Annotated in this window: 32 protein-coding genes and 1 pseudogene; 16 read left to right on the top strand and 17 right to left on the bottom strand. The window is 39.0% G+C overall.

Annotated features, from left to right (window positions below; translation table 11 throughout):
- Positions 1-224: 224 nt before the first annotated feature.
- From IM462_RS17495 to IM462_RS17475, 5 genes are read right to left on the bottom strand one after another with little or no spacing between them, the layout of a single operon-like run.
- On the bottom strand, positions 225-1,040 hold the full coding sequence (locus tag IM462_RS17495) for a DUF4351 domain-containing protein (RefSeq protein WP_287704352.1): 816 nt from the start codon (positions 1,038-1,040) through the stop codon (positions 225-227).
- 16 nt (positions 1,041-1,056) lie between these two features.
- Entirely contained in the window at positions 1,057-1,629 is a 573-nt protein-coding gene (locus IM462_RS17490; RefSeq protein WP_287704350.1) for a Uma2 family endonuclease, read from the bottom strand.
- A 46-nt stretch (positions 1,630-1,675) separates the two neighbouring features.
- Positions 1,676-2,689, bottom strand: coding sequence for a WD40 repeat domain-containing protein (locus IM462_RS17485; RefSeq protein WP_287704348.1), 1,014 nt, complete (start codon positions 2,687-2,689; stop codon positions 1,676-1,678).
- Positions 2,690-2,725: 36 nt separating this feature from the next.
- Positions 2,726-2,968, bottom strand: a complete 243-nt coding sequence (locus IM462_RS17480; protein WP_002798223.1) for a DUF5678 domain-containing protein — start codon at positions 2,966-2,968, stop codon at positions 2,726-2,728.
- A 7-nt stretch (positions 2,969-2,975) separates the two neighbouring features.
- Complete coding sequence (locus tag IM462_RS17475; RefSeq protein WP_002798222.1) at positions 2,976-3,407, bottom strand: DUF29 family protein; 432 nt, start codon at positions 3,405-3,407, stop codon at positions 2,976-2,978.
- Positions 3,408-3,787: 380 nt separating this feature from the next.
- Here IM462_RS17475 and IM462_RS17470 point away from each other — a divergent pair, with 380 nt between their 5' ends.
- The 3 genes from IM462_RS17470 (at position 3,788) to IM462_RS17460 (ending at position 5,222) form a co-directional block, all read left to right on the top strand.
- On the top strand, positions 3,788-4,387 hold the full coding sequence (locus IM462_RS17470) for a choice-of-anchor C family PEP-CTERM protein (protein WP_287704345.1): 600 nt from the start codon (positions 3,788-3,790) through the stop codon (positions 4,385-4,387).
- A gap of 146 nt (positions 4,388-4,533) precedes the next feature.
- Positions 4,534-4,866 carry a DUF433 domain-containing protein gene (locus tag IM462_RS17465; RefSeq protein WP_002750711.1) on the top strand — a complete coding sequence of 111 codons (333 nt, stop codon included), beginning with the start codon at positions 4,534-4,536 and terminating at the stop codon, positions 4,864-4,866.
- Entirely contained in the window at positions 4,863-5,222 is a 360-nt protein-coding gene (locus IM462_RS17460) for a DUF5615 family PIN-like protein (RefSeq protein ID WP_103113049.1), read from the top strand. The genes IM462_RS17465 and IM462_RS17460 overlap by 4 nt, the downstream gene beginning before the upstream one ends.
- 27 nt (positions 5,223-5,249) lie before the next feature.
- On the opposite strand, the gene IM462_RS17455 is transcribed toward IM462_RS17460, so the two are convergent.
- The 5 genes from IM462_RS17455 to IM462_RS17435 form a co-directional block, all read right to left on the bottom strand.
- On the bottom strand, positions 5,250-6,641 hold the full coding sequence (locus IM462_RS17455; protein WP_287704343.1) for an MlaD family protein: 1,392 nt from the start codon (positions 6,639-6,641) through the stop codon (positions 5,250-5,252).
- Positions 6,642-6,769: 128 nt separating this feature from the next.
- Complete coding sequence (locus IM462_RS17450) at positions 6,770-7,549, bottom strand: ABC transporter ATP-binding protein (protein WP_125730480.1); 780 nt, start codon at positions 7,547-7,549, stop codon at positions 6,770-6,772.
- A 27-nt stretch (positions 7,550-7,576) separates the two neighbouring features.
- Positions 7,577-8,209: a 2OG-Fe(II) oxygenase gene (locus IM462_RS17445; protein WP_002798217.1), complete on the bottom strand. Its 633-nt coding sequence runs from the start codon at positions 8,207-8,209 to the stop codon at positions 7,577-7,579.
- A gap of 220 nt (positions 8,210-8,429) precedes the next feature.
- The gene (locus IM462_RS17440; protein WP_002737308.1) at positions 8,430-9,368 is read right to left on the bottom strand and encodes a DNA-methyltransferase; all 939 of its coding nucleotides are present in this window, start codon (positions 9,366-9,368) and stop codon (positions 8,430-8,432) included.
- Positions 9,365-9,931 (bottom strand): restriction endonuclease, encoded by a 567-nt coding sequence (locus tag IM462_RS17435; RefSeq protein WP_287704339.1) that lies wholly within the window; start codon positions 9,929-9,931, stop codon positions 9,365-9,367. The genes IM462_RS17440 and IM462_RS17435 overlap by 4 nt, the downstream gene beginning before the upstream one ends.
- Positions 9,932-10,156: 225 nt before the next feature.
- Between IM462_RS17435 and pheT the strand changes: the two genes are divergently transcribed.
- The gene (gene pheT / locus IM462_RS17430; RefSeq protein ID WP_287704337.1) at positions 10,157-12,592 is read left to right on the top strand and encodes a phenylalanine--tRNA ligase subunit beta; all 2,436 of its coding nucleotides are present in this window, start codon (positions 10,157-10,159) and stop codon (positions 12,590-12,592) included.
- A 304-nt stretch (positions 12,593-12,896) separates the two neighbouring features.
- Here pheT and IM462_RS17425 read toward each other — a convergent pair whose 3' ends face one another.
- Positions 12,897-14,231 (bottom strand): helix-turn-helix domain-containing protein, encoded by a 1,335-nt coding sequence (locus tag IM462_RS17425; RefSeq protein ID WP_287661413.1) that lies wholly within the window; start codon positions 14,229-14,231, stop codon positions 12,897-12,899.
- Positions 14,232-14,477: 246 nt separating this feature from the next.
- Between IM462_RS17425 and IM462_RS17420 the strand changes: the two genes are divergently transcribed.
- From IM462_RS17420 to IM462_RS17405, 4 genes are all read left to right on the top strand, one after another.
- Positions 14,478-14,663 carry a hypothetical protein gene (locus IM462_RS17420; RefSeq protein ID WP_002737983.1) on the top strand — a complete coding sequence of 62 codons (186 nt, stop codon included), beginning with the start codon at positions 14,478-14,480 and terminating at the stop codon, positions 14,661-14,663.
- Between the two features lie 125 nt (positions 14,664-14,788).
- Entirely contained in the window at positions 14,789-15,145 is a 357-nt protein-coding gene (locus tag IM462_RS17415) for a hypothetical protein (RefSeq protein ID WP_046662009.1), read from the top strand.
- A gap of 16 nt (positions 15,146-15,161) precedes the next feature.
- Complete coding sequence (locus tag IM462_RS17410) at positions 15,162-16,631, top strand: hypothetical protein (RefSeq protein WP_194014377.1); 1,470 nt, start codon at positions 15,162-15,164, stop codon at positions 16,629-16,631.
- Between the two features lie 32 nt (positions 16,632-16,663).
- On the top strand, positions 16,664-17,755 hold the full coding sequence (locus IM462_RS17405; RefSeq protein WP_194014379.1) for a hypothetical protein: 1,092 nt from the start codon (positions 16,664-16,666) through the stop codon (positions 17,753-17,755).
- Between the two features lie 97 nt (positions 17,756-17,852).
- Here the strand turns inward: IM462_RS17405 and IM462_RS17400 are convergent, their stop codons facing one another.
- Together IM462_RS17400 and IM462_RS17395 are read right to left on the bottom strand one after the other, a co-directional pair.
- Positions 17,853-18,188 (bottom strand): DUF5615 family PIN-like protein, encoded by a 336-nt coding sequence (locus tag IM462_RS17400; protein WP_194014381.1) that lies wholly within the window; start codon positions 18,186-18,188, stop codon positions 17,853-17,855.
- The gene (locus IM462_RS17395) at positions 18,172-18,495 is read right to left on the bottom strand and encodes a DUF433 domain-containing protein (protein WP_002802877.1); all 324 of its coding nucleotides are present in this window, start codon (positions 18,493-18,495) and stop codon (positions 18,172-18,174) included. The genes IM462_RS17400 and IM462_RS17395 overlap by 17 nt, the downstream gene beginning before the upstream one ends.
- A 269-nt stretch (positions 18,496-18,764) precedes the next feature.
- On the opposite strand from IM462_RS17395, the gene IM462_RS17390 reads away from it, so the two are divergent.
- Both IM462_RS17390 and IM462_RS17385 read left to right on the top strand, forming a co-directional pair.
- Entirely contained in the window at positions 18,765-19,004 is a 240-nt protein-coding gene (locus IM462_RS17390; RefSeq protein ID WP_002754053.1) for a UPF0175 family protein, read from the top strand.
- 5 nt (positions 19,005-19,009) lie between these two features.
- A complete protein-coding gene (locus IM462_RS17385; protein WP_039899737.1) occupies positions 19,010-19,492 on the top strand; it encodes a PIN domain-containing protein in 483 nt (160 codons plus the stop codon).
- A 218-nt stretch (positions 19,493-19,710) separates the two neighbouring features.
- Here the strand turns inward: IM462_RS17385 and IM462_RS17380 are convergent, their stop codons facing one another.
- Positions 19,711-20,175 carry a PIN domain-containing protein gene (locus IM462_RS17380; RefSeq protein WP_287704333.1) on the bottom strand — a complete coding sequence of 155 codons (465 nt, stop codon included), beginning with the start codon at positions 20,173-20,175 and terminating at the stop codon, positions 19,711-19,713.
- A 208-nt stretch (positions 20,176-20,383) separates the two neighbouring features.
- Between IM462_RS17380 and IM462_RS17375 the strand changes: the two genes are divergently transcribed.
- The 6 genes from IM462_RS17375 to IM462_RS17350 all read left to right on the top strand — a co-directional run bounded on the left by IM462_RS17375 (position 20,384) and on the right by IM462_RS17350 (position 22,455).
- Positions 20,384-20,632, top strand: a complete 249-nt coding sequence (locus IM462_RS17375; RefSeq protein WP_002735373.1) for a DUF433 domain-containing protein — start codon at positions 20,384-20,386, stop codon at positions 20,630-20,632.
- Complete coding sequence (locus IM462_RS17370; protein ID WP_125730464.1) at positions 20,616-20,948, top strand: DUF5615 family PIN-like protein; 333 nt, start codon at positions 20,616-20,618, stop codon at positions 20,946-20,948. The genes IM462_RS17375 and IM462_RS17370 overlap by 17 nt, the downstream gene beginning before the upstream one ends.
- A 204-nt stretch (positions 20,949-21,152) precedes the next feature.
- Entirely contained in the window at positions 21,153-21,416 is a 264-nt protein-coding gene (locus tag IM462_RS17365) for a type II toxin-antitoxin system HicB family antitoxin (protein ID WP_287704331.1), read from the top strand.
- Positions 21,409-21,648: a type II toxin-antitoxin system HicA family toxin gene (locus tag IM462_RS17360; RefSeq protein WP_002754041.1), complete on the top strand. Its 240-nt coding sequence runs from the start codon at positions 21,409-21,411 to the stop codon at positions 21,646-21,648. The genes IM462_RS17365 and IM462_RS17360 overlap by 8 nt, the downstream gene beginning before the upstream one ends.
- Before the next feature lie 396 nt (positions 21,649-22,044).
- Positions 22,045-22,305 carry a hypothetical protein gene (locus IM462_RS17355; RefSeq protein ID WP_287704329.1) on the top strand — a complete coding sequence of 87 codons (261 nt, stop codon included), beginning with the start codon at positions 22,045-22,047 and terminating at the stop codon, positions 22,303-22,305.
- 3 nt (positions 22,306-22,308) lie between these two features.
- Entirely contained in the window at positions 22,309-22,455 is a 147-nt protein-coding gene (locus tag IM462_RS17350; protein ID WP_002747325.1) for a PIN domain-containing protein, read from the top strand.
- Here IM462_RS17350 and IM462_RS17345 read toward each other — a convergent pair.
- The 3 genes and pseudogenes from IM462_RS17345 to IM462_RS17335 form a co-directional block, all read right to left on the bottom strand.
- Positions 22,388-23,079 (bottom strand): annotated as a pseudogene (locus IM462_RS17345) (AAA family ATPase); the annotation flags it as partial. The gene IM462_RS17350 and the pseudogene IM462_RS17345 sit on opposite strands and share 68 nt — an antisense overlap.
- 70 nt (positions 23,080-23,149) lie before the next feature.
- Complete coding sequence (alaS, locus tag IM462_RS17340) at positions 23,150-25,774, bottom strand: alanine--tRNA ligase (protein WP_287704324.1); 2,625 nt, start codon at positions 25,772-25,774, stop codon at positions 23,150-23,152.
- Positions 25,775-25,845: 71 nt separating this feature from the next.
- Positions 25,846-26,626 (bottom strand): Rpn family recombination-promoting nuclease/putative transposase (locus IM462_RS17335; protein ID WP_287704322.1); only part of this gene is annotated, 781 nt, incomplete at its 5' end.

The raw sequence follows: 26,626 nt of genomic DNA, 5'->3' as shown, positions 1-26,626 counted from the left end.
GTTTTACCGATTTTGAGGTAGTCAGTTACCTAATTTTCAGGGAAAAAGTACCTGAATTTTACCCCCGATCCCTCCAATGGTCGGCACTTTTTGAGGTCAAAAAAGTCTAAAAGCCTTATCCAACAAGGTTTTTAGATTTACTCAGCAAGCCCTAACTAGCTTGATGATCTGACATAATGATAATAGAGGGAATTAAGAGAATAAAAATAACCGCAGTAAATTAGTTAAAAACGCTCATTTTCTAGCCATTGTTCTAAATCCTCTACCGACTGGAAATCTAATAAAGCTTCTCCTAAGTTTTCTAAATTTTCTAGAGAAAGACTTTGGATATTGGCGGATAATTCGGCAGCAATGCCACCTATACGCCTATTTAATTGACGTAGAAGCAAATTGATGGCTTCTTCTTGTCTTCCTTCCCCTTTAATTTCCTGATAGATGACAGATTCCTTCATAATATCCTTCCTCAACAATTGTTGAATGATGTCTTTGTTTAATACTAATCCAGCGAGAATTGCGGTGGAGGCAGCCAGATTGCTTTGTTCTCGACTGTCGCTGATTTGTTCGATTTTTTGGGCGATTTGCCGCAGTAAATTCTCTTGCTCCTCAGCTTGAGCTAGTATAGCAAAGGGCAATAGTCCTGGTGCTTGTAATAAGGGTTGATAGGGCTGTTCCCATAGTCTAATCACCTCAAATTGATGATAAGTTTTTCCCTGTTGATAGTCATTCTGTCTGACTAGGGGCAAGGTACTTTTCCTTAGATAAATCACTACCTGATAGATAGGTTTGCCTTGATAGCGTCGATAGAGTCTTGTGGCATAATCGAGCATTCTATAGGGAATATCCTCTTTAGGGTCGGTTTGGAACTCAATATGTAAGATTAGTTCTTCTGACTCCAAAAAGATTAAACTATCGGCTCTTATCGGCTCCAATGACAACTCTGAGGGTTTAATTTCGGTTAAATCCAAAGGTTTACCTAATAACCAAGTGGCTAAATCTCTCGAATATTCTAGGGCGATAAATTTACAAGTGGAATCATACATCGGTCTTGACTATATTTTACTCAAAAATAGAGATAAATAGACTAAAACCGGGTAAGACATCCTCTCCGCTCAAATTAGCGGGTAGTTCCATAATTTCTACGGGTTGCTGAGGACGATAAATTTCCACCTGTTGTTGTTGAGGATTAACTAGCCAACCTAATCGCAAACCACTGTGGAGATATTCCTGCATTTTAGCTTGAATTTCTGGGAGGGAATCGCTACGGGAGCGCAGTTCAATAACGAAATCGGGACAAATAGGCGGAAATTTCTCCTGTTCTTCTCGACTCAGAGCTTGCCAACGAGTTAAACTCACCCAAGCGGCATCGGGAGCGCGATCTCCGCCCTTCGGTAAACGAAAAATCGTCGCCGAACTAAAGACTTTACCCAATCGGGTTTGACGATTCCAGATACCTAAGTCAATGATAAAATCGGCTTCTCGGTTGCCGCTAATTCCCCCAACAGGTGGCATCACAATTAATTCTCCTTGAACGTTTCTTTCCAGCTGCCAATCTGGGTTAACTTGACAGAGACGGTAAAACTGCTCATCGCTGAGATTGACTGTATCTAAGTTTAAAATCACTGCTGCCATAGCTATATTTCGCCCTAGAAAACACTCTAGTCTTAATTATAGTCAATTAGATTCCCCGCCAGATCGCGATCGCACCGTCTCGATCTCCAGTGACTAACCAACGACCATCTTGACTAGCAACCATTCTTAAGATGACGTTTCCCTTCAGGGTATTCAAGCGCCGACGGGTATTAACATCCCAAAATTTGACGGTTCCATCCCCGGAAGTGCTGGCCAAAACTTTGCCCCCATCGAGCAGGGCCATATCGGTAACAGCGTCGTTATGGGCGAGAATAGTAGTGGTGCCGATGCCACTTTTCACTTGCCAACTGCGGATCGAACCGTCTTGACTAGCAGTACCGGCGGTATTACCATCCTTGGAAAAAAGCACCCGATAAACGGGGAATAAATTACCCGCATAGGCACGAATAAAGCGACCGGTACTCACTTTCCACAGTTTAACGAAACCATCGTAATCGGCGCTAACAATTCCTTTACCATCGGGACTAAATGCGATCGCCTGAATCGGATGATTATGGCCGCGCAGGGTTTTTAACAGTGTACCCGTCTGAAAATCCCAGAGTTTAACAGTACGATCCCAGCTACCCGTAGCCAAAATTTTGCCATCGGGAGAAATAGCGGCATCAGTAACGAGAAAAGCATGGCCAGGATAGGTCATTTCTAATTTTCCCGTGCGCGTATTCCAGCGTTGCACTTTTCCCCCCGCATCAGCAGTTACGAAAGTCTCACCGTCGGGACTAAATTGGATAGCGTTAACGGTATCTCCTAGTTGCCAAGTCCTGAGAGGTTTTTGAGTTTTTAGGTCCCATTCCCTAACAGTGCCGTCAAAACTACCACTTAGCAGCAGGGAGTTATCGGGACTAATAGCCAAAGCATAGATGGGATCCTGATCGGCTTTTAAAATAGTAACCCGTTCGACCATCTGCCAAGGAACGATTTCTGCTAGGGGAGACGCTTGCGGAGTGATGGTTTTCCCTTTTTCCTGATTGACTGCACAACCACCGGATAGCAACAGCAGCAATAATAACGATAACGTCGGTTGATAAAGGGTTATTTTCATAGAATTTTGCCGTTGTCAAAATCATCTTAAACTACTTTAAACTTGAACTGGTAAAATTTGCAGAGAATAACGACAACGAGGAACAAGATAAATGACAAATTCTTGATTGGTTGTCTTGGCTTGTTCCAGAACATTCTGTAAATTTTCACCGTGAGCAATCACCCATTTTTCATTATAGGCAATGTATTGATTTTTATACAAATCAAGCACGGTGTCACGATTTTTGTTTAACCAACGTAACATTTCTTGGGCTTGTTCTTGAGAGATTGAGTTGGTCATAATCTTTCTAGGAAGAGACGTTTTTGATCATAAGAAAAGCATCACTAATCAGTTTATTTTTGTCAATTATAGCTTCTATTTGCTCCGATTGATAACAAGCTGCTTCGACTTCTAGAGAAGCGGCATCCAAAGCATTAAGATAAGCATCGTTTAAAGTGTCTGTTAATTCCTCATCACTTAAATAATATCCTGCCGCTTTTCGGCGTTTATTTTGGCGTTGAATTTCTCTAACACTATTGCGAATGGAGACATCCCAAGAACGGGTGGTTCGGTTTTCTGCCTGTTGTTTAATTAAATGAAGTAATAAGATAACAGCATAACTACGAATGGTGCTAATAATCCCGTTTTTGCTCATATCTTCAAGGTCTTCTACAATCGCCAGTGAACCTTTAATATCACCTTTTAAGAGCAAAGCTTTTAATTCTAAAAGTTCTTCCATAATCCAATTTCTTCCCCAAATACCCCTTAATTATATCTGGCCACAAGTCTCTCGGATATCCCAGGTTTATTGGGTAAAATGTATTCTAAGATACATTCTTGCGGGCGAGTGAGTGGAACGAACCACAGAGACACAAAGGACACAAAGATCGATCGCTACTATATAAGCAAAAATTGTCACACAAAGTCGAGAAGAGCCAAAAACTTAATCTTTTTTTCATCTATTTTATAAGCTTTTCTCTGCTATGATGAGGCCGTTCTTGTAACAGTCGAGTTTTTAGTCATGACTCAAAGATTAGCAAAACTAATTGATTTTCAGGGGGGGGTAAGCACAGCTTATTAAAACTCTCAATTGCTTCCTCTGTCCTTGGGGTAAGTGCTTTGATCATCACCCCTGTACAGGCAGCAAATTTGATTCAAAATGGCAGTTTTGAGACGGCTACCGTCAACCCTGGTTCTTTTCTGCAACTTGATGCTGTTTCCACAGCAATTACAGGATGGACGGTCAGCCAAGGAACAATTGATTATATAGGAACTTATTGGCAAGCTTCTGAGGGTAGTAGAAATCTGGATCTATCTGGAGCGAATGCCGGTGGAATTCAGCAAACCTTTAACACAACTGTCGGTGAGACTTATCGGGTGACTTTTGATCTGGCGGGTAATACAGACTACAGTCCTACTATTAAAGAGATGAGAGTGAGTGCAGGAGGAAATTCTGCTGACTTTTCTTTCGACATAACAGGAAAAAGCCGTTCAAACATGGGATGGGTATCAAAATCTTGGGGTTTTACTGCCACTGGAACAACAACTACCCTTAGTTTTCTAAATTTAGTCGATACACCTTATGGTCCTGCGTTGGATAATGTCTCAGTGATAGCTCTTTCCCCTCCTCCTACTTCTATTCCCGAACCTTCATCAGTGCTAGGATTATTGAGTTTAGGAGTATTAGGAATTAGTTCTGCTTTAAAACGTCAATCTTAATCTATTTTTATCTTTTTAACCCATCTAAACTAGGTGGGTTAAATTGAATATTCAGATAGGCTTAAAATCGGTGAATAATTTGAATTTTGCGGCACATTTTTAATAATATGCTAGGATAGTATTGATGTTTTAGGAGGTAACAACCTATGCAGTTAGAAGATTATTTTGAATTTGTAGCAGTAGATAATATTCAATTAAAAGGACATCGTATTGGCATTGAGGACGTACTGAAATACTATCGACAAGGTTATAGTCCTCAAGAAATTCTCCAAGAATTACCAACTCTAAATTTAGAAAAAATTTATGCCACTTTGACCTATTATTATCACAATCAAGCACAAATCGATCTCTATCTTGTCAAGCTAGAAAGACAACGGGAACAACATTATCAACAGTGGCTAGAAACATCATCTCCTTTAATTGATCGTTTAAGAAAAGCAAAAATTAAAAAGGAGCAGGAGTATTTACAAAAAGCATGAAAATTCGGTTTTTGCTGGATGAAAATTTATCTCCTAAGCTAAAAATAGCGGTTCAACGTATCAATTCTACTATAGATATTTTGCGAGTTGGTGATGCGGATGCACCTCTTTTAGGGACACTTGATCCTAATTTATTGCAATATTTAGAATTATCCCAGAGACTGTTAATCACTGACAATAGAAGTACCATACCCAATCATTTAAAAGATCATTGGAACACGGGAGGTCACACTTGGGGAATTATTTGGTTACGCCCTAGCGGTACAATTAGTCAATGGGCTGAATCAATGATTTTAATCTGGGAATTAACAGAAGCTGAAGAATGGATTGATCGCTTAGATTGGATTCCTTTATGAGGAACTAAGGTGATTTTTCAAACACATTTAATCATTTATTTCGGGGCTTTTTCTGGGTTTCTTAGGGTCTTTTTCTGGGGTATTAGCGGCGGGATTTGGGGCTATTGTCGCAATTTGGGCGGCCATTCTTGTCATTGCTTGACCTTGGGCGAATTCCTGCTGTAGTTGTTCGCTAGAAGAAACCAAACGACTTAAACCCTGGATTAAACGGATAATTTCCTGTCGCAGTTGCGGATTACCGGTAATTTCATCCACATCGGAGGTGATTTTCTGAAGATTGGCAAAAGCAGCGCGAGAGGAGTCGAGGAGTTGCTGTAGGGTGACAACAGTGGCAGGATCGGAGAGATAAGCGGTAAAGTTGCCCAAATTTTCGCTTAATTTAACGGCATTTGCCGAAATAGTATTTAAATTCTCAATAATTTGGCTTTTCTGCACTTCCGTGAGGATCGGATCCAAAGCAGCGAGAGTAGTTTGTAGGCGATCGCTAGTAGTTTTGATACTATCGAGAGTGGCAATTAAACGATTTTGATTAGCTGCCAAAAAAACCCGCAGTTCTTCGGTGGTTTGGCCCACCAAAAGCAGCGTTTTTCGGGCCTCCACTAGGGTAGCGTCTAAATTTCTCAGGCCGCCACTTCCCTGTAAACTTCTCAGTAAAGTAGTCGCTTCCTGACTCAATCCCCCGACACCAGAAAGATCACTAGAAAGGCGATCGAGGGAACCGGATACTTGCGGTAAGGATTCTAGGGATCTCATCCCCGAATTAACTTTACCTAGAGTACCGCTGCGACGAACCTCGCTTAAAGCGGTGGTTGCCTCACCACTAAAGCGATCGAGTCCCCCCAAGGCATTGGCAGCGCGTTGGGTAAAAGAACGAAATCCGGCCACCATATCGGGATCGCTAACTAGATTAGAAATTCTCAGTAAAGATCTGATCAAGGTATTGACATTTAGCGCCGATTGACCTTGTAAACGGGAACCGTTACAGATAATCACCTCCCCATTGCAGTTAGGACTCAAAGGGGGTTCTTTAACACCACCGACGGGTAAAGCTTGCAGGGGAGTAATATCGATCGTGGTTTCACCCACTAAACCGGATTGAATGGCTTCGATGAGAGAATTACTGGGAATTAGGCGATCTGCTGGCGAAATCTCCACTTCTACGGCGACTCCCTCCGGTTCTGGGGTAATTGCCGTCACTTGCCCGATTCTCACTCCCCGATAACCGACGCGGGTTCCCACCATCATGCCACCCACATTAGGAAAAAGGAAGCTGGCTCGATAACTGCGTCCCCCAAAGCTAAAATTACTTAACCAGGCGATAAACCAGATTAATATTCCCCCCGATGTCAGTAACATTAAACCGATACCACTTTGCCGCAGAGTTGGGGAAATCCCTCGTTGTGAACCGCCAGCTTCCATAAATAATTACTCCTCATCTCTACAGAGTATCTTACAGGAGAAATCGGAGGATTTCAGCGATCAGTGATCAGTGATCAGATGCGAGTTATCAGTTCACTGATTACTGTTTACTGTTTACTGTTTACTGATCACTGAATTGGTCCGTCGATACTGCCGGTAAAAAATTGCTTGAGTACGGGGATTTCGGAGTGATAAGCCTCTTGAGTCGGTCCAACCCATTGAAATTGACCTTTATAGAGAAAAACGATGCGATCGGTGGTATTTTCGATGGTGCTGTGGACGTGGGTGACAATGAGATGGGCCCCACAGGCTTTTTTTACTTTGAGAAGTTCCATAATTACCGTCTGGATGCGGGTAGAAGCGACGGGATCCAGTCCGGCAGTGGGTTCATCGTACAGGAGAATGTTCGGTCGATCGGCGGCGATCGAGGGATCGCTGATAATTGCTCTGGCTAAACTGACGCGTTTTCGCATCCCTCCGGATATTTCAGAGGGATAGAGGTCGTAGGAACCAGTCATACCCACTAAATCCAGTTTTTCTTCCACTAAATCCCGGATTTCGGCTCGTTTTAGCTTTGAGTTGCGATAGAGAGCAAAACCGACATTTTCTCCAACAGTGAGGGAGTCAAAAAGGGCCGATTGTTGGAAAACTAGACCAACACCGAGGGGATCTTCCCCCTGTTCTACGGTTCTCTGCCGTTTTGTGCCGTAGATGTACACTTCTCCCCGATCGGGGGCCAGTAATCCGGCGACTAAGCGCAAAATCGTCGATTTTCCCGTACCGGACGGACCGATCACGCCGATCGCTTCCCCTTCGTACACTTTCAGATCGACGTTATTTAAGATTACTTTCTTGCCGAAAGCTTTGGTTACTCCCCTTAATTCGACGATCGGTTCGCGCATCACCATCTAGAATATCTTTACAAAAATGCCCTTTTATTGTAGGGCAATGACCCGATCTTTCTTTTTTTTCTTTTCTGGTTTCATGGTTCGCGATTCTATCTGTATTTCGGGAATCTCTCGCAATTCTTCGGCATCTAACCGATATTGTTCGCAGACAAGACTCAGACGAATACCAGAACAACTAACGGGATTAACTGAATGGGTGAGATCTCCTTGAAAGAGGATCAAGGTGTTAGTACAAGGACGAATCTGGGCCACGGAACGATTGCCTGTTGCTAGTACCAGTTCCCCCCCTTGAATATCTTTAGGAACCTGCACATAAAGGACGCTAACTAGGAGCGGAGGATCGATAGTTTTACAATAGGAGCGCAGGGAGCGATCGATATGGGGATCGACGCGTGAACCGGTTTGTAGGAGTAAGGGATTAAGATAAAAAGCGTTGCAGTCAGCTTGTAAACTGCGATCAAGATAGGGTTTAAAATAGGGAAACATTCGTGCGACTTCGCTGATTTGTGTGCGTCGAAAAGCGATAGAAAAGCCTTTGGTTTTAACGAAATCTCGATTTAAATTGTTAACTGTGAAGTGGGGACAAGCGAGAATCTGTCCTTGTAGTTCGCTCAGATAACTGGGAGTGAAAGCGTCGGGATATTGGGAATAGTAAGGCACGGATAGAATCGCAACGGGATGGCAATCTTTAGGATAGCTTGTTTTTAGGGGAGATGGGTAATTTTCCCAGAAGTGTTCTGTCTGTGTTTACTTTAAGATAAGAGTTATTAAGAATGATGTTCTGCTCGAAAGCTTGACTAACTCTCCTTAATTCTCCGAGGGATTTATTGTCGAGCCGATTTTCTACCGTAGCGGTTATTATTGTTAACTTTTTGATTGACTAATCAAATACCTCAAATTCTTGTCCGATCTTGCCAAAATATTCCCCCAAACGTTGTTGAATGATATCAATATACTGATCTTCAATTTCAATACCAATAGTCTGATAACCTAATTCTAGAGCGGCAATTAAAGTTGTACCCGTTCCGGCAAAAGGATCGAGAACTATATGACTGTTATCCTGTGGTAGAAATAACTCGAGCAGTTTTCTAATCAATGATAAAGGTTTAATCGTACAATGCTCATCAAAATTTTCATCCCGTCCTTTAGAAAAGCCCTCTAAAATATTGGATTGAAAAGAGCCGTCACTTAGTATAGCTTTGAAGGGACCTAATCCAGTCATTTGTATAGTTTCAATATAATTGTTTTTTAGAGGCTTCTGCACAATAACTATAGCTTCCCATTCATTTCTCAGGCAAGTATGCCAACCTTGCCATTGTTGAGCATTAGTATCACCAATTTTGTCAAGTTTTTTCTCAATATTTAATCCTTTAGGAATGCCTGAATGTCGTCTATAAACCAGCACATCTCTAGCATAAAAACCGGCATTTTCAAGAGCAATCTGAATATGAGCTAGTGTTCTTGTGCTACTAAAAACAGCGACAACAGCCCCCCTTTTACAAACACGCATTAGTTCCTTTGACCAATCTGTTGCCCATTCAATATAATTGACCACATTTTCGCGATTGCGTTGATACCAACGCTCATTGCGAACCCCACCAGCTAACCCACTTCCATAGGGAATATTTTTTACCAGTGTGGAACTGTTTTGAATGCGTTCTCTGCGTCTTTGGATTTCATCATGATCCCAATTTCTGCCAATGAACTCATAATTATAGGGTGGATCTGTGATCACACAAGATATACTAGATTCTTCTAGTAAAGTGAGAAGTTCTCTACAATCACCGTGCAGAAGTTGCCATCTTTTTGAGATATTCATCGGGCAATATAAAACTCCTGTGTTTCAGAAAATTTATCAAAAGCTTTCAGCAAATCGAACCCACTGCGATCAAGTATATAATCAAAACTTTGTCGGCTCTGCAAAACAGTCCAGCCACCCAGATGACAAGCTTTAATCGCTGCTGGTAAGTTATCCTCTCGCACAATCAGTAAAATAGGTTTAAGTCCTCTTTCCTGTAATAGTTTTCCATACTGTTTAAACTTTTTAAGTGTGCCAGAATCTCCCGAACCAATTCTATATTTAGTATCAATGGCATCTCTACCTAAAATGCAGTCACAAGGTTGATCATCTGCAATCTTTAAAGCCGGTTGATAATCTAAACAATTAGCCTTAAAAACTTCTGTCACCAGACGTTGCCAACACATTCCTAGTTCCCTGCCCCAATACTGACGATTTTCCCTTTTTAAACTAGGAGTAATTCCAAATACCCTCATAAGCGGATCATAATCATCATTTTCTTCTCCATAGATTTTGTCACTAAAAGAACTTTGGTATTGTCTCAAAATTCCCTTGAGTAGGTTTTCTATTTGATCGGGTGGCATCAATAATCCTTTTTGATATAGATAGCTAACTACTGATTATCTCCCCAAATTATCGGTAATCTGTTCAAAGATAATATCACCCCTGGCCAAGGAAAATGATCGGTTATTTACACAGGCCTTCCATCTTGCCCCTAACATTCTAACAGCCGATCGGCCCTAATCTCTAAATCATTGACTACCCACGGTTTACAATAGTTAAGAACCAACGGCAAGCAAGAATTAACGATGCGGATTTCGATCAACTGGTTACGAGAATTAGTCAAAATAGCCCAATCTCCCCAAGAATTAGCCGAATTATTGACAATTGCGGGAATAGAAGTGGAAGAGATCGAGGATCGCCGAGAATGGGCAAAGGGTGTGGTTATTGGTAAAATTATCGATCGTCAACCCCATCCCAACGCAGATAAACTAAGTGTCTGTCAGGTGGATATCGGTCAGGAAAATCTTAGTACAATTGTCTGTGGTGCGCCCAATGCTAGGGCTGATATTCTAGTTCCCGTGGCTACTTTGGGAACTTATTTAGCCAAAATCAATTTAACGATTAAACCGGCTAAATTGCGGGGGGTAAAATCGGAAGGGATGATCTGTTCCCTCGCGGAATTAGGATTAACTAAGGATTCTGAAGGAATCCACATTTTTAGTCAGGAAAATCTCCCTTTAGGTACAGATGTTCGTCCCCTTTTAGGACTCGATGAGGTGATTTTAGATATTTCTCCCACCGCTAACCGCGCCGATGCTTTGAGTATGATCGGAGTCGCGCGGGAAGTGGCAGCTTTGACAGGAGGAGAATTAAGCCTACCAAAAGTCAAATTAGGTGAATTTTCCCCTAAAAAAGATTTAACGCTGGAAATATCAGAAAATAAAGCCTGTCCTGCCTATATTGGTACGGTGATCGAGGGGGTAAAAATTGGCCCATCTCCGCTATGGTTGCAACAGCGTTTACAGGCTGCCGGATTGCGATCGATCAATAATGTGGTCGATATTACTAATTATGTCCTCTTGGAGTGGGGACAACCCTTACACGCTTTCGATCGCGATCGTTTACAAAGTTTTGCCGGAGGTAAATCCGTTACTATTGGGGTCCGTTTTGCCGAGGAAGGGGAAAAAATCATTACCCTTGATGGTCAGGAAAGAAGCTTAAAAGAGCTTAATTTGTTAATTACTGCCAATAATAAGCCGGTAGCTTTAGCGGGGGTGATGGGAGGTCAAGATACGGAAGTTAACGAGGAAACCGTTAATCTTGTGCTAGAGTCGGCTTTATTCGATCCGATCGCTATCCGTCGTTCCTCAAAAGCGCAGGGTTTACGCAGCGAATCTTCCGGACGCTATGAACGCGGTGTTAATCCCGCCGCTTTGGAATATGCTTGTCAAAGGGCGATCGATTTGATTCTAGAGTTAGCTGGGGGAACTGTCAGCAGTCAGGTTAAAGCTGATTATCGTGCCGATCAGTCCAGTCGTTCGATCGAATTGCGTTTAGAACGTTTGCAGCAGCTACTGGGTCAAGTTACCCTAGATAATGGTGCGATCGGCAAAATTCTCGCCGAAGATGTGGAACGGATTTTAGGCAATTTAGGCTGTGAATTACAGTTAACCTCGAAAAATCCTGTTCTGTGGACTGTGACAGTGCCAGACTACCGTTATCGGGATTTAGAACGAGAAATTGACTTAATTGAAGAAGTGGCGCGACTGTACGGATATGATCGCTTTGTCGATACTTTGCCAGCAAAAACCGCAGCCGGAGGATTATCCTTTGAGGAAACTATACAGCGTCGGGTACGGGAAGCTTTTCGCGCAGTCGGTTTGACGGAATTAGTCCAGTATTCCCTCGTTAAACCGGAATTAGCGGAAGTTGTCCTCGCTAATCCCCTTTTTGTCGAGTATTCTGCTTTGCGGACTAATCTCCTCGACGGTTTAATCGAAGCGTTTGAGTATAATCAGTCTCAGGGTAACGGTTCCTTAAATGGCTTCGAGATCGGGCGAGTTTTCCGCTTAGAATCGGATAATATCAACGAATACGATGCAATTGCTGGTATTTTCGGCGGTGATTTCTTCCCGGCCGGACGTTGGCTGCGATCGGGTAAAGAGGTGGCCATGACTTGGTATGAAGCAAAAGGCATTTTAGAAGCAGTATTCGATCGCCTTTCGCTGACAGTAAGCTACGAAAAAGATGCCGAAGATGCGCGTTTTCATCCGGGACGAACAGCATCTTTATGGATTGGTAAACAACGACTAGGAATTTTTGGTCAACTACACCCGCAATTGCGTCAGCAAAAGGGATTAATTGAGGCAGTTTATGCCTTTGAAATCCGGTTCCCGATCCTGTTAGCAACTCTTAGCGATAGTGCCAAAATTACCCCGCGTTTACAGGTCTATTCTACCTATCCGGGGGCGGCACGAGATATCGCCTTCTTTGTTTCTACAGATATACCCGTAGATAGATTGACAAAAACTATCAAAAATGCTGGGGGAACTCTTTTAGAAAAAGTCGAATTATTCGATCGCTATCAGGGGCAGAATGTGCCAGAAAATCATTGTAGTTTGGCCTTTAGTTTAGTCTATCGTGCCAGCGATCGAACTTTAACCGATGAAGATGTGGAACCCTTAATGACAAAAGTGCGAGAAGCTTTAGTTAAACAGTTCCAAGTTTCTTTAAGAAGTTAAATTCAGCGATCAATTATCAGTTATCAGACATCGACTTTATAAGTAGGTAGGCGTTAAAAATTATCAGATGCCCCCCTTATCAAGGGAGATCCCCCCGCCTACCGGCACCCCCCTTATCAAGGGGGGCAGGGGGGATCGAACCTAAAATCCATTTTTAATTTAATTATAACCAGCCATTTATTATCTCAAGAATAATCTCACACATCGCTATCAATATCGCTGATTGCCTCTAATTGTTACCAATCAGTTTAAGAGGTTGGAAGGGTTCTTTTTCAGACTCGATCTCCTCTAAGAAATATTACAATCAATCACTTTTGATATACGCTTTAAAAATAGATGATAATTGAAATCGGTTTTGCTCCCTTTGAATTAAATAACGTTGTTGCAAGGATTGTAAACCATTGATTAAATCACTAGCAGATAAATCTAGGTTATTTTTTAACTCCTCTCTAGATAAAGGTTGATCAACTTTACTTAATTCTAAGGCGATTTGTTGGGCAAGGGGAGAACAGCGACCAAAAATTTGTTTTAAATGAGACTGCATTTTTTTTGTAATAACTAAGCTATTTTCTGCCAAGAAATCGTTAACCTTGCCATCAAAAACATCTTTAATCAAAACGGCAATATCGGTTAAATAAAAAGGATTACCTTCGTATAATTGAATTAATTCTAACCATCTTTCCCCATCTTGTAAACCTTTATTTTCAAGAAAATCAATCGCTTCAAATCCTGATAATTCTAAGCATTGAATAGGAGAATTTTCTTGATTAAGATAGTTCATTTCCGCAGATTTTTCTTGACTAATGAGAATAAAATGGCTCTGGTGTTGGATTTCTGCAATCAGTTTTAAAAAATGTTGATAACTACTATATTCAGGTTGATAATTACCCGCCATTTGACCAACAGCAAAAAGATTCTGAAAATCATCTAAGACGATTAAACATTTATGATTGCTTAGAACTTCTAACAATTGCTGGATTTTATTATCGGTGCTTTCCTTCGGTTCTTTTTGGCAAGTATTCAATAAATCATTTAGCCATAAATCTAAAGACTTAGGAAATTTTAAACTTTTCCAAATCACCACTTCAAATTGTTCTAAATTGAGATCAATAAATCGTTTAACTAGGGTGGTTTTTCCTATTCCCCATAATCCCAAAACGGCAATTAAGCGAGTATTTTGCTTAAACACCCAGTTCGAGATTGTTGCCAGTTCATTTTCTCGATCGTAAAAGTCAATAATTTGAGGAGCAAGGGTTAGATCATGATATGTCTGAGAATATTGAGAGTTTATCTCTCTATTTTTGTCATCTTTATTGAGTTGATTAAAAATCTGAGAGCAAAAATTAAAATTTTGATTTATTTCAACAATTTGTGATGATTTAATCTTCATTCTTTCTATGGTAGAACGAAAATTAGATTTTCTTATTTCTTCCCCAAAAGCATCCGATAAAAGCTTCCATAATTTAGCACCTTCCTCTCTAATATGAGTCTCACTGCGGTGATATTCGTTACCTATTTCTTGATAACTCTGTCCTTGCCAACTCCCTTCAAAAATAGCCTTCTGGATAGTATTTAGCGGCTTTTTATCTCGCTCAATAAGGCGTTCATCAATCAGTTGTAAGACTTCCGTGATATTCATACAATCGACACAGCAAAAGACTTTTGGGTATTATAGCCCAACTAAATCCCACTTTTTCCAATTTTTAGAAAAATTTACCCGACAAAACTCCCGATAAAATCCGATGTTTAGGGGTTGTCACTTTTTGGAAGCGTTTGGCATGATGGAATGTAGTTAAGCAAAACAGACCTAAAACTAACCATATCTAACTCAGCGACGCTAGTTCTAAGTATTATTGCTTATGTCTCAGTTTAACGTAGGTATTTTATGACGAAGTTCGTTTTAGACAAATATGCGCTCGATTCTAAAAAATCAGAAGCTAAGGCAAAAATCGTCGGTTCATTGGGTTCAAATGCCTCAATTTCAGGGGATCAGATAGAAGTCCCCAGTTATGACGCAACCAAAGTGGTTCAGATTTTAAGTCAAGTTGGTATCAAGTATTCGGGGGGGTAGATTCAAATGTCGGACATTGTTAATCACTCAAAAATATCAATGTAGCAGATCAAAACTGAATCTGTCGTAAAGTTTACGATGCACAATCCAAGATAATTTTTACTCAACCCTAAATAATATTAGTCATGAAAAGCAAAACAAAAAAACTAACTATGGTTTTTATTTTGACAACCATTATATTCAATTCTCAAATTTTATTACAACCAAAAATTTCTAATGCGCAAACAGCTACTAAAAGGTTGTGTTGGGATGCGTATTATTCATATCTAAACACTAATGTTGGCGACGGATATATTGTTAGTAGTTCTACTCAAAAAGCAACTTATATGAATATGGTTTTTAGATGTGCAGAAAATTATCTAAATATGGTAGAGAAGGATTCTCGATACTGTCGTGAGGCCTTAGAATACGCTAACATGATATTACCTAACTTAGCAACAGTATTAGCATCACAAATTATCTTTAAATGTACAAATCGTTAACAAGGGAATCTCGAACGTGCTTCAGAAATTTAAGAAACGTGTAAGTAAATTATCGCTATTCATCATATTATTACTATTTCAGATAGTTAGTTTTACAACAACAGTCAATGGAACTAGAATTTTACTAGGCCATTTAGACCTATTAGGAATAGGCTCATTCAAATTTCCAGCTTATCTTTTTTTTGGATTAGGCATTCAGCTATTTATATTGTGGCTTTTTTTATTGGGTGAACACGCACTAAGATCACGTTTTACCTTATGGTTATTAGTTTTTGTTTATACATTGCTCAGTATCTATACAAGCTTTTTCTCTCTTTACGAAGGCATTAGTCGAGAAAAATTATCAGAAACAACTTCTGCTATAAAACAGAGTGAGGAAATCGTGAGACTTATCCAAGCTAATAAAAAATATCAAGATCAGAATAATCGCTACTCGGAACTTGAAGAGGAGATAAAAAATGCAGAAGAAGACAGAACATATATCTGTAAAAGACAATTCGGCGGATTCTACGGTTGTGAAGATGATCCACGAAAAATCGCAATTGACAACAAGATAAGTACACTCAAACAGGAAAGGGGGAAGTTAGCGGGGAAAGTTAAGACGTTTAATGATTTTCTTAAAAATAAAGGAGAAAACTTTGGCAAATGGACAGCCGAAAAAATTTATCTAGAAAATGGAAAGGTTATATCACTTTTCTCTGAAGAAATTCCCCAAAATACTCGAGAGGAGCTAGAAAAACAAGCAGGAACGCAAAATTTCTTTTTATTACCTTTTGTAAAACTGCTGGAAGGAGATAAGAATGCAATCTTTGCTGTTTTTATTGCCTCTATACTAGACTGTACATCAGTTTTAATCGGACTTAATCCAGAAACAATTAAGAGAGATAGATTTAGAACCGTTATAAATGCTCTTATTTTGGTAAAAAATAAAACAACTCTGGGAATAAGAAATTTCTTACCCCATCTAATCGAAGTTACTGGTCATACAATATCTACTATTGTTCGTTCTATTGCTGGACTCCCTAATGGAATTATATATGGTGTACTTGCAGGACTTCAAAGAACTTTTCAGATTTTTATCCGTACAAATAACACCTTTACAATTCGAGGAAGAAGACAAGATTTTTTAGAAAATTTATGGGATAGTATTGATCATTTTAGAATTGGTTCTATCAATAGTCAAGATCATCAAGGTCATGTAATAAATTGTAAAAAACTGATGTTATCTTCTCAAGATAATCAGTCATTTAAACGTGGATATGAAAAAATTCTTAATAGAATGGAAAGGTTGGAATGGGTTCAAAGAATTAGACACAGTAATGACACCAAATTTGAAATTCTAGAGTATGAGAAATTTGAGCAATGGTATTTAAAAGAGCATAACAAAAGATTCGACCAAGAAAGACACGATATGTCAGGAGTTAATACTTTTAAAACAGTTATCTATCTCCCTCCAATTTCTCGTAAAAAAACAAACAAAAACTAAATTTTAAAATTAAGTTCCAAAAGAGGTTTACCATGAAAATGCAAGAAAGAGAATGTTCTAATCAAGGCGAGACTCTAGGCATGGGGTTTGATTCCTTAAAAAATATTCTCTTACCCAATAGTGCTATAGATTTGAGTAATGTTAATGAAGATAGCATACAATCTGAACAAGTTCCCGTGGAAGAGTCTTGTTCTTTTGCTCATATAGAAAATGAGGCTATGCTATCAAAGTCATTAAGCCTTTCTGCAAACATTGATTTTAAAATTGGAGGTGAGGGATCTGGACTGGACATTCCATGTATTTTATCTGCAAGTGCAAAAGGAGGTTATTTTAGAAGTGTAGAAATGAAAGAAAATAATTTATATATTCTGCTAAACTATCAGTTGAAGAATACTGCTTACAGAATTACGCACCCCAAGTTATCGGCTGAAGCAGAAAATATTCTATCTAATTCTTCTGATTTTTTGGAGTTCAGGAAAAAATTTGGAGATGAATTTATTATTGGTTTTAGAACAGGTGTTGAATACACTGCATGGATAGAAGTGTTAGATATAAAAAATAGTGAAAAAGAGAAAACATATTTGAAAATTAATTCAGCAGTATCTGAATTATTAGCATTATTAGGAATACCCACCCAACCAATTGATGGCAATCTTCAAAATGATTCAGAACAGACTCTCAAAAACTATTCTAGTAGAACTTTATGTTTCAAGAGACCTCCGAATATAAATAAAAGTGGTGTGATTTTAACTCTAGATCGGTTAATTTTTGACTTTATAGATTTTAGAAAACAAATTTCGAGTTCGAGTAAAAAGCATTATAAATATACTGCGGTTTTTGCCGATTATGATCAATTAGTTGAAGTCCGTCATGATATTTTAACACCAGAACTAAAACGCCTTAAATCTAAACTAAACCGATTGAGAGGTATCAAAATACAAAAGCAAATTCAATTGTTAGGAATACAAAATCAATTAAGATTTCAAGGACAGAACCTTGAATTAAATGAGCAGCTTAGAAAATTATATAATTATGTTTATGAGTTAGATGATTTTATGAACGAGTGTTTATTTCTTCCAGACTCTATGACTGATGAAAGATATAAACTATACCTAAATTCATAGACCTGTAAAGTGAGTGCTAATCTTGTAGCACAATCGCTTTTCTGATCGGGTGCATTAACAGAGTATAATGCACCTTATTTATTATTGTGTCTAATCTTTACAAAAACTCAATCTTTTTATACATATATTGAGGTTCTAAACATTCCCAAATTAAGACTAAATCACTGATAATTTTTCCAATTGGCTGACGTTGTTGGCGAGTGTAAATAATGCCACAATGTTCAATACCTGTAGAGGCCAAACTAAGAAAATCATCATCAAAAGTAAAAATGACTCGTTGTTGGGACAAAGCATAAGCTAGTTGTCTTTTATCAGATGCACCAATTAGACCCTCTTCTGGGGATGTTGTGACATCAACTCCCCGCATTCTCAAGCCGTTTGCAATAGCATTACTAACACTTTCATCCAGATGAAATTTAATCTTGACTGGCATTTTCACCCTGTAATATTTTCTCAATTAAAGATGGTTTGTTTCCTTGTAGTTGTTTAGCAAAAGTTTCTCCTGCTTCAATTTGTCGTCTAATTTCTTCTCGATTGTCATGGTAATAGGTCAAGGCCGCATAAACATCTGCTAGGGTAATAGTAGGATGGTGATAAATAATTTCATCTGGTGACATTCCCATTCTTTCATGCCAAATTACAATATCTTGAACTTTAATTCGATGTCCAGCAATACGAGGTTTTCCACCACAGATACCAGGAGTGATTTCAATATGTTGTGAGATAACTAAAGATGACATAATTACTTGCCAATAAGATCAATCAATCCTTGTTATTATACCATTTTTTCCCAGTAAGGCAACATCAGTGCGATCTCGAAGATATTCGCAAAGCAGCACGCTGATTTTTTTAGGGTGCATTAACAAATTATAATGCGCCTTATTTATTGTCTATTGATGAAATGATCCAAAGACGTTAATTTAAAAGATTGAGGCAAGGCAGTTTGTTGGGTTGGTTTTGTGTTAAAATTAAGTTAGATATGTCTTAATTGATGAAACTTAGCAAGACAATGAATACTTCGATTACTTTTCAAGAAATTGCCGCCGAAATACAATTATTTGATAATATTGAACAAAAAGAACAATTTATTTTTGTGGTGGGTGCTTTAGTTTCTCGCATCATCAGTCTTCATAAAGCCGCAGAAATCATGGAAATGGATACAGAAATGTTCTTGAAAATTTTAGAATTAATGGGAATCGATTTTTCTTATCTTACTACAGAAGACATAGATAGAGAAAAAAAATGGTAATCTCTATGAAAATTGTTTTCAATTCTTCCCCTTTAATCTTTTTGTCTCAGTTAGGATTTTTAGAAAAATTCCTAGATTCTAATGATAATTTTTATTTGCCTGCAACCGTACAACAAGAAATTAATGCCAAACAAGATCAATCTTCAGAGACTCTTAATAAGCTGATCAATCAACAGAAATTAATTATCCTAAATATTAAATTAATCTCTCTAGCAAATAGTTTAAATGAACGTTTAGGGAAAGGTGAATCTGATGCCATTACTTTAGGAATAGAATTACAAACTGATTATATCATCCTTGATGACTTTGCAGCAAGAAAAGAAGCACTACGCTTAGGCTTAAATGTTAAAGGAACTTTAGCGATTATTCGTAAACTTCTCAAAGAAGGAAAGATAGAAATTGAAAATTTGGAGAGTTTTTATCAAAGACTTAGAGAAATTAACTTTAGAGTCAAGCGTGAGATATTTGAGAGCATTTTTGGAGACTGAGTGTGATACTGAAGGCACTGCGTAGCAGCACGCTTATTTTGTCGGGTGCATTAACAGAGTATAATGCGCCTTATTTCTTGTTATTGATAGATTCCCACCATAACTTTAAATCACTTTCATTAATCTTTTTTTGAAGATATTCAATCTGATCTGAATAGCTGAGATTTTTCATGTCTTCAGCCATTTTTTCTTGACTGGTTTGTTTAAAAGCTAAACAGTCAAAACTTTTTTAAATTGTCGTTGGCTTCATCAATTGTTACCTCTAAAGGAGAAATAATAGTCAAAATCCCGTAGCCATTGAGTAAATTAATTTGATTATAGCCTTTCATTTTATCTAGGCGCACAATATGTTTAAAATTCCATGATATGATTGCATCCGCTACATGATTAGCATCATTAATAGACTTTGATGTAACAACTCCTTCATTGATATAAGCATCCCTTAACTGTAAAACTTCAGGTGTTATCTTAACTATTTCAATAACTCTCTGCGGAATCGATAATAAAATATCTTTAACCGCTTGGGAGGCATTAATTAATTCGCTAACAATGATATCACTCATTAACAAAATAAACTTTTCTTGCTTAATGGCTTCCATCAATTGATTGGACTCTAAGGAAAATTCATCATCTAAACAGCCTCCAATGACTGATGTATCAAGATAAACTCTAAGTTTTTTCATAAATGATAGAAAAAGTTTTCTGATCTTAGTTTAACATCAAAAGTGCGATCGCCGCTCTTTTAGAGTGGATTAAGGTAGTGTAATGCAGCTTATTGATAATAGAATTTTTGAAACCTAAAAGTCGAGGGTTTTGGTTTTAAGATTTATCAAGCTTAAAGTACAATTAACATTAAGCTATAATAATCATTAGTCAACAACAGTTATTACTATGTCTTTTGCAGCTAAATATCGAGATCGGATTGTGATTAACCCAGACATTCGCAGTGGCAAACCTTGCATTGTCAATACTCGTATTGCAGTAGCAGATATTTTTGATTATCTAGGAGGAGGGATGACTATTGAAGAAATATTAGATGATTTCCCCGATCTTACCTTAGAAGATATACAAGCCTGTTTTGCATTTGCCGCCGAGCGGGATCGTCGTTTAATGGTTATTCCCTATGAAACTGCTATTTGACGAAAATTTATCACCTAAACTACCTCTGTTACTGGTATCACATTTTCCCGATAGCGCTCATGTTAGAGATTGTAGCCTAAAAGGGTTTCCCGATCAAAGGATTTGGGAATATGCGCGTATCAATGGATTTATAATTGTCTCGAAAGATTCTGATTTTTATCAACGGAGTTTGTTGTATGGCCAACCTCCAAAGTTCATCTGGTTGAGGATTGGAAATTGTACCACTTATCATCTAATCAGTCTTATTTTAAAACATAAACAAGCTATTAAGAGATTTAGCGATAATTCTACCGAGTCAGTTTTAGTAATTGCATAATCATATATTATCCTAAGTGATCGCTTTTCTGATCGGGTGCATTAACAAAGTATAATGCACTTTATTTATTGTTTATTGATGAAATGATCCAAAGACGTTAATTTAAAAGATTGAGGTCAGGGGAGTTTGTTCGGTTGGTCTTGTGTTAAGATTAAGCTAGAGTAAATTCTAATCTCCGATTAAAATTTCAACGGAACAATCACCATGAACTTTTATACCGTTATTCTGAGAAAAAGTGCAGATTATTGGGTCTCATTATGTCTTGAAAATGGATTAATTGGACAAGGAGAAACTCAGGAAAAAGCTATGGAGAAACTAAAAGAAGCGATTGAATCTTTTTGGGAGATTTATCATGATCAAGCCAATATATATACCAGTCCTATTCCTATAGACGAACTTCATGAGTTTTTAACTGTGGGAGATTCTGAAACTCCCGAAACTTACGAACTCAGAAAAGTTTATGCCTAAAAATATTCCTTCTCTTAAACCCAAAGCACTAATCAAAATTCTTGAAAAAGGAGGCCGTCAATTTTATCGAGAAGGAAAAGGTGATCATCGTTTATATTGTAGAGTATTGTATAATCAACGTCGAATCGTTCCTATTGATATAGGTGCAAAAGAAATGTCCCCTGCTTATGTTTTACGAATTTTTAGACAATTTGGTTTTACAGATGAAGAAATAGAACATTTATTAAAATAGATGATTGAATGCGTTTTTTCAAACGAAGAAATTATCTATTCTAGTACGCTTTATCTTAATTTTATTTCCAAAAGCTAAAATAAAGTGATAGCTACTTTTTTAAGGTACATTAACACAAGAGTAAAACCCTCGATTGCTTGTTATAAATTGATTTAATGATTAATTTTCACCCAGTCATCGTCGATAAATTAGCCTGCCTTAAAAACAGGTAAAGTGACTATCACCATTTTGCCTAATTTTTTCACTCTGGTAATGAACTTTTGATTATGAAATGATCCAAAGACGTTAATTTAAAAGATTGAGTTCAGGGGAGTTTGTTGGGTTGGTCTTGTGTTAAAATTGGGTTAGGGCTAGTCTGAATCATTTATCCTGTATCATTTAAGGGTGGAGAAAACTATGCTAAAAACCTTTAAAGCAATTTTGAAAAATAATACCCTTCAATGGCTTAATGAAACCCCTGAAATCAACTCCGAATATCCTGTTAATGTTTATATTACCTTACTAGAAGAAAATATTATTGGTGAAAATCGATCTAACGGTCAAAAAATGGCCAATGCTTTGAAAAAAATTGCTAATAATAATACTTTTACTGATGTTGATACCCAACAGTGGCAACAACAAAATTGGTGCGATCGCTCTCTTCCTAATCGGGATTAAATCATGTTATTAGATAGCAATATTATTATCTATGCCGCTCAATTGGAAAATGAGTTTCTCAGGGAGTTTATTGCAGAAAATTCTCCTTTCTTTTATTTCTCTCTATCTCATAAATGTACTGGTAGAAAACAGGAAAAAAGCTACGACTAGCGGGGATAAAAAAAGTATCTTGTATCGGAGACAAAAGCACTCTTATTATTGACGGAATAATTACTGATTCCTTGTATGGTTTAGCTCTCTCAAAAAAGTCCTGGGTATTTGATCAAATACTTTCTCAGGGATATTATTCTCTTTTATATTTATTGTTAGGCTACCTTGGTCTTTGTTAATCTGTAAATACTCCAGATCATTATTTCCTGCAACACGAACCAAAAAAGTTGTTTTAAATTTCGTCTCTTTAAATTCTTTGATATTTGCTTGAAAAACTAATTTATTGGAACCAATAATCGTTTCTTTAATACTAGCATCAAGATTATAGGTATTAACAACTTCTTTTTCAATAAACTGGGTAAATTTATTGAGAATTTCATCGATTAATTCTTGATTGATCGTAATTTTTTTAATAGGTTTTTCCGAGTCAATTACTAAAGAATCAATTTGGGTATTTTCAGAAAACTTTCTAATATTGTCATGATTAAAAATTGTCCATAAAAGCTGAGAAACTAGGGTTTTGCCACTATTATTGTAACCAATAAAAGTATAAAACTTCTTGGTTAAATCTATAGCTTGATTATTATTTCTAATTGATCCCAGATTCTTGATCAGTAGTTCCATATTATTTTTACCAATCACACCGAGAGGATAACTAATTTTTTAAAGGTGGACAAAATGTCCACCCTTAACACTATTGTAAACTGCTAGTTAACTGACTTTTGGCCTTAGCTAAAGCTTCGCTTAACTTACTAGCATCCCGTCCCCCAGCTTGAGCTAAATTGGGACGACCACCACCACCACCAGCGCAGATTTTAGCGATCGCACCGATAAATTTACCCGCTTGTAAACCCTTATCTTTAATCACCCGGGGACTAAAAGCGGCCACTAAACTCACTTTATCAGCTGCGGGAGTCGAGGCCAAAATCACCGCCCCTTCCCCTAATTTTTGCTGTAGTCTTTCGGCTGCGGCCATCAAAGCATTAGCATCAATATCGCCCAAAGAAGCGACTAATAGCTTAAATTCGCCGATAGATTCAGCTTGAGATAGCAAAGCATCCGATTTATTTAGTGCTAACTCCTGTTTAACCGCTTCTAACTGCTTTTGTGTGCCTTTTAACTCCGATTGTAGGGCCGTAATGCGATCGGGAATTTCCAGAGGTTTGACCTTAAAGCGATCGCACAAATCCCGCACCACCTGATCCCGTTCATTCAAATAGGCTAACACGGCAGGGCCGGCCACCGCTTCGATGCGACGAATTCCTGCGGCGATTCCCGTCTCGGAGATGATTTTAAATAAACCGATCTCGGCGGTATTTTTAACGTGAGTTCCCCCGCATAATTCCATAGAAACGCTAGGAATATCGATAACTCGCACTTCTGAGCCGTATTTCTCGCCAAACATAGCAATAGCTCCCTTTTGCTTCGCTTCTTCCAATCCCATCACCGCTATCTCGGTTTCATGCGCTTCGGCAATCCAAGTGTTAATCTGTTCTTCCACCTGTTGCAATTCAGCGCTAGTCAGGGGACGAGGACAGTTAAAATCAAAACGGAGGCGCTCAAAACTGACGAGGGAACCCGCTTGGGAAATCCCCCCATCGACAAGCTTTTTCAGGGCCGATTGTAGCAGATGGGTGGCGGTATGATTAGCTTGAGCGCGACGACGACAGGAGCGATCAATCTGAGCATTAATTGTATCGCCGGTGGTGACAATTCCCCGCTCAATCCGACCAAAATGGATAAAAATCCCCGATTCTTTCTGCACATCCTCAACGCGGATAAGCAGATTATCGCCAGTTAAATAACCCTTATCACCGATTTGTCCACCCGATTCGGCATAAAAAGGGGTTTTATCGAGAACTACCTGCACCTCAGTGCCTGCTGCGGCCGATTCCACCGTTTTACCAGCGACTAAAACCGCCGTTACTGTTGCGGTTGCTTGCAAATCCGTATAACCGAGAAATTCCGTCGGGTGAATATGTTCTGCCAGCTTATCTAAACTACCCTGTACCGTCAAATCTATGGTTTCGTGGGCGGCTTTTGATCTTTGCTGCTGTTTTTTCATTTCCTGCTCGAAACCCGCCGTATCGACGCTTAAACCCTGCTCCTCGGCGATTTCTTGAGTCAGTTCCAGGGGGAAGCCATAGGTATCATAAAGGGTAAAAGCATCGACTCCCGAAATCTGGCTTTTTTCTTTTTCTAGAATCGATTCGAGCAGTTTCTCGCCTCTTTCTAGGGTTTCTAAAAATCTCGCTTCTTCTCGCTCTAATTCTGCCTTGATCACCGTTTCCCGTTCCCGAACATTGCCATAGACGGACTCGGAAAGAGCGATCGCCACTTCCGCCACTTTGGTGATAAATTGACCTTCAATACCGATCAAACGCCCGTGTCGTACTACTCTCCGAATCAGACGACGCAGGACGTAACCTCTGTCAGTATTCGATGCTGAGATACCATCCGCTATCATGTGTACTACTGAACGCACATGATCACCGATGACTTTTAGGGAAACTTTCGTTTTTTCGTCCGCTTTCTGGTAGTCTATGGCTGCTAACCGGGCCGCTTCAGCGACAATCGGGAAAATTAGGTCAGTTTCGTAGTTATTGGCGACTTTTTGCAGGATTTGTGCCATCCGTTCCAAACCCATCCCCGTATCGATATTTTTATTCGCTAGGGGTGTCAGATTGCCGTCCGCGTCGCGGTTATACTGCATGAAGACGAGGTTATAAAACTCGATAAAACGGCTATCATCCTCTAAATCGATGGTTTTATCCCCTAATTCCGGGTGAAAATCGTAGTAAATTTCCGAACAGGGACCACAGGGACCCGTGGGACCCGATACCCAAAAGTTATCCGCTTCGCCCATTTTTTGGATACGATGGGCAGGAATACCGATTTTATCGCGCCAGATAGCGAAAGCTTCCTCATCCTCTTTAAAGACACTAACGACTAATCTTTCGGGGGGAAGGTTAAAAACTTCTGTGGACAATTCCCAGGCCCAGGCGATCGCTTGTTCTTTAAAATAATCACCAAAGCTAAAATTGCCCAACATCTCGAAAAAAGTATGATGTCTGGCAGTCCGGCCGACATTTTCGATATCGTTGGTGCGAATACATTTTTGGGAAGTGGTAGCGCGGGGAAATTCCGGGGTCTTTTGTCCCAAGAAAATCGGTTTAAAAGGGAGCATTCCCGCAATAGTCAGCAAAACGGTGGGGTCTTCTGGGACTAGGGAGGCACTAGGGAGAATTTTATGGTTTCTGGCCGCAAAAAAGTCTAAAAATCGCTGGCGAATCTCGCTTCCGCTTAGGTGGTTACTCATAGAAGATGTCAGTTAGTCAGAAAATGCCTATTTTATCCATTGTGGCATTTTTGCGTTTTAACTCTCCACCTTTACTCTCGCGCCGCTTGTCGGACCTGTTCTAAGTCTAAATCCAAAGCTTGAGCGATTTGTTCCACACTTAAACCCAAAGCAAGCAAACGGGGAATAGATTCTAGTTTTCCTTCTAGTTTTCCTTCTAGTTTTCCTTCCTGTCGTCCTTCCTGTCGTCCTTCCCGTTTAGTTGCTTCCTTCCATTCCTGATAGGTTTGAGATAAAGTCATAAACACCTCTCTATCCTCAGTTTCTAGGATGTTATTTATTTCCATATTAACCCGCCAACTAATCAATAATTCCAGCACATTTTCCCGGAAAGCATTACCTTGAGGTAATTCTAACAATTCTCGCACCGCTTGGTTTTGCGTTTTTCCCCGTCCTAATAATCTTAACCAAAGAGTCTCAGCAGTCACAGGCAATTGATTAATAGCGATAATTGCCGTGCGATAAAGCGAGGGAAGAAAATAGACTCCTTCTGGCCAATCTGGATCTAATTTTGCCCCAAATCCCTCTAAAACAGTGATACCAGCGGAAGGGGATAAAATCCACAAACGAGGGGCATTGTCTTCATTGTAACTCTGATTTTCCCGTTTAGCTTGTCTTTGCAGTTCGGCCAAAATCGTCAAAAGTTTCGCTAAACAATTACGAATCTCGCTCCGGTTGGGAGGATTGCGATAGGGTTCAATTAAGACAGTATTAAGGACAATTCTGCCTAATAATCCCAGATAATCGGGGTTGGGTTCGGGATTGGGGGAAAAAAATAAATCTATCTGTCGGGTTTCATCGCTGACTTCTTTG

It is taken from the genome of Microcystis sp. M144S2 (assembly GCF_020246065.1).
GTDB classification, from domain to species: domain Bacteria; phylum Cyanobacteriota; class Cyanobacteriia; order Cyanobacteriales; family Microcystaceae; genus Microcystis; species Microcystis ichthyoblabe_A.
This window is presented reverse-complemented; position numbering and strand designations above follow the sequence as displayed.

Bases quoted from the DNA above. Each gene is read 5' to 3' on its own strand.
- IM462_RS17495 (WP_287704352.1), bottom strand. From the start codon at position 1,040: ATGTATGATTCCACTTGTAAATTTATCGCCCTAGAATATTCGAGAGAT.
- IM462_RS17490 (WP_287704350.1), bottom strand. From the start codon at position 1,629: ATGGCAGCAGTGATTTTAAACTTAGATACAGTCAATCTCAGCGATGAG.
- IM462_RS17485 (WP_287704348.1), bottom strand. From the start codon at position 2,689: ATGAAAATAACCCTTTATCAACCGACGTTATCGTTATTATTGCTGCTG.
- IM462_RS17480 (WP_002798223.1), bottom strand. From the start codon at position 2,968: ATGACCAACTCAATCTCTCAAGAACAAGCCCAAGAAATGTTACGTTGG.
- IM462_RS17475 (WP_002798222.1), bottom strand. From the start codon at position 3,407: ATGGAAGAACTTTTAGAATTAAAAGCTTTGCTCTTAAAAGGTGATATT.
- IM462_RS17465 (WP_002750711.1), top strand. From the start codon at position 4,534: ATGCAGTTAGAAGATTATTTTGAATTTGTAGCAGTAGATAATATTCAA.
- IM462_RS17460 (WP_103113049.1), top strand. From the start codon at position 4,863: ATGAAAATTCGGTTTTTGCTGGATGAAAATTTATCTCCTAAGCTAAAA.
- IM462_RS17455 (WP_287704343.1), bottom strand. From the start codon at position 6,641: ATGGAAGCTGGCGGTTCACAACGAGGGATTTCCCCAACTCTGCGGCAA.
- IM462_RS17450 (WP_125730480.1), bottom strand. From the start codon at position 7,549: ATGGTGATGCGCGAACCGATCGTCGAATTAAGGGGAGTAACCAAAGCT.
- IM462_RS17440 (WP_002737308.1), bottom strand. From the start codon at position 9,368: ATGAATATCTCAAAAAGATGGCAACTTCTGCACGGTGATTGTAGAGAA.
- IM462_RS17435 (WP_287704339.1), bottom strand. From the start codon at position 9,931: ATGCCACCCGATCAAATAGAAAACCTACTCAAGGGAATTTTGAGACAA.
- pheT (WP_287704337.1), top strand. From the start codon at position 10,157: ATGCGGATTTCGATCAACTGGTTACGAGAATTAGTCAAAATAGCCCAA.
- IM462_RS17425 (WP_287661413.1), bottom strand. From the start codon at position 14,231: ATGAATATCACGGAAGTCTTACAACTGATTGATGAACGCCTTATTGAG.
- IM462_RS17420 (WP_002737983.1), top strand. From the start codon at position 14,478: ATGACGAAGTTCGTTTTAGACAAATATGCGCTCGATTCTAAAAAATCA.
- IM462_RS17415 (WP_046662009.1), top strand. From the start codon at position 14,789: ATGAAAAGCAAAACAAAAAAACTAACTATGGTTTTTATTTTGACAACC.
- IM462_RS17405 (WP_194014379.1), top strand. From the start codon at position 16,664: ATGAAAATGCAAGAAAGAGAATGTTCTAATCAAGGCGAGACTCTAGGC.
- IM462_RS17400 (WP_194014381.1), bottom strand. From the start codon at position 18,188: ATGCCAGTCAAGATTAAATTTCATCTGGATGAAAGTGTTAGTAATGCT.
- IM462_RS17395 (WP_002802877.1), bottom strand. From the start codon at position 18,495: ATGTCATCTTTAGTTATCTCACAACATATTGAAATCACTCCTGGTATC.
- IM462_RS17390 (WP_002754053.1), top strand. From the start codon at position 18,765: ATGAATACTTCGATTACTTTTCAAGAAATTGCCGCCGAAATACAATTA.
- IM462_RS17385 (WP_039899737.1), top strand. From the start codon at position 19,010: ATGAAAATTGTTTTCAATTCTTCCCCTTTAATCTTTTTGTCTCAGTTA.
- IM462_RS17380 (WP_287704333.1), bottom strand. From the start codon at position 20,175: ATGAAAAAACTTAGAGTTTATCTTGATACATCAGTCATTGGAGGCTGT.
- IM462_RS17375 (WP_002735373.1), top strand. From the start codon at position 20,384: ATGTCTTTTGCAGCTAAATATCGAGATCGGATTGTGATTAACCCAGAC.
- IM462_RS17370 (WP_125730464.1), top strand. From the start codon at position 20,616: ATGAAACTGCTATTTGACGAAAATTTATCACCTAAACTACCTCTGTTA.
- IM462_RS17365 (WP_287704331.1), top strand. From the start codon at position 21,153: ATGAACTTTTATACCGTTATTCTGAGAAAAAGTGCAGATTATTGGGTC.
- IM462_RS17360 (WP_002754041.1), top strand. From the start codon at position 21,409: ATGCCTAAAAATATTCCTTCTCTTAAACCCAAAGCACTAATCAAAATT.
- IM462_RS17355 (WP_287704329.1), top strand. From the start codon at position 22,045: ATGCTAAAAACCTTTAAAGCAATTTTGAAAAATAATACCCTTCAATGG.
- IM462_RS17350 (WP_002747325.1), top strand. From the start codon at position 22,309: ATGTTATTAGATAGCAATATTATTATCTATGCCGCTCAATTGGAAAAT.
- alaS (WP_287704324.1), bottom strand. From the start codon at position 25,774: ATGAGTAACCACCTAAGCGGAAGCGAGATTCGCCAGCGATTTTTAGAC.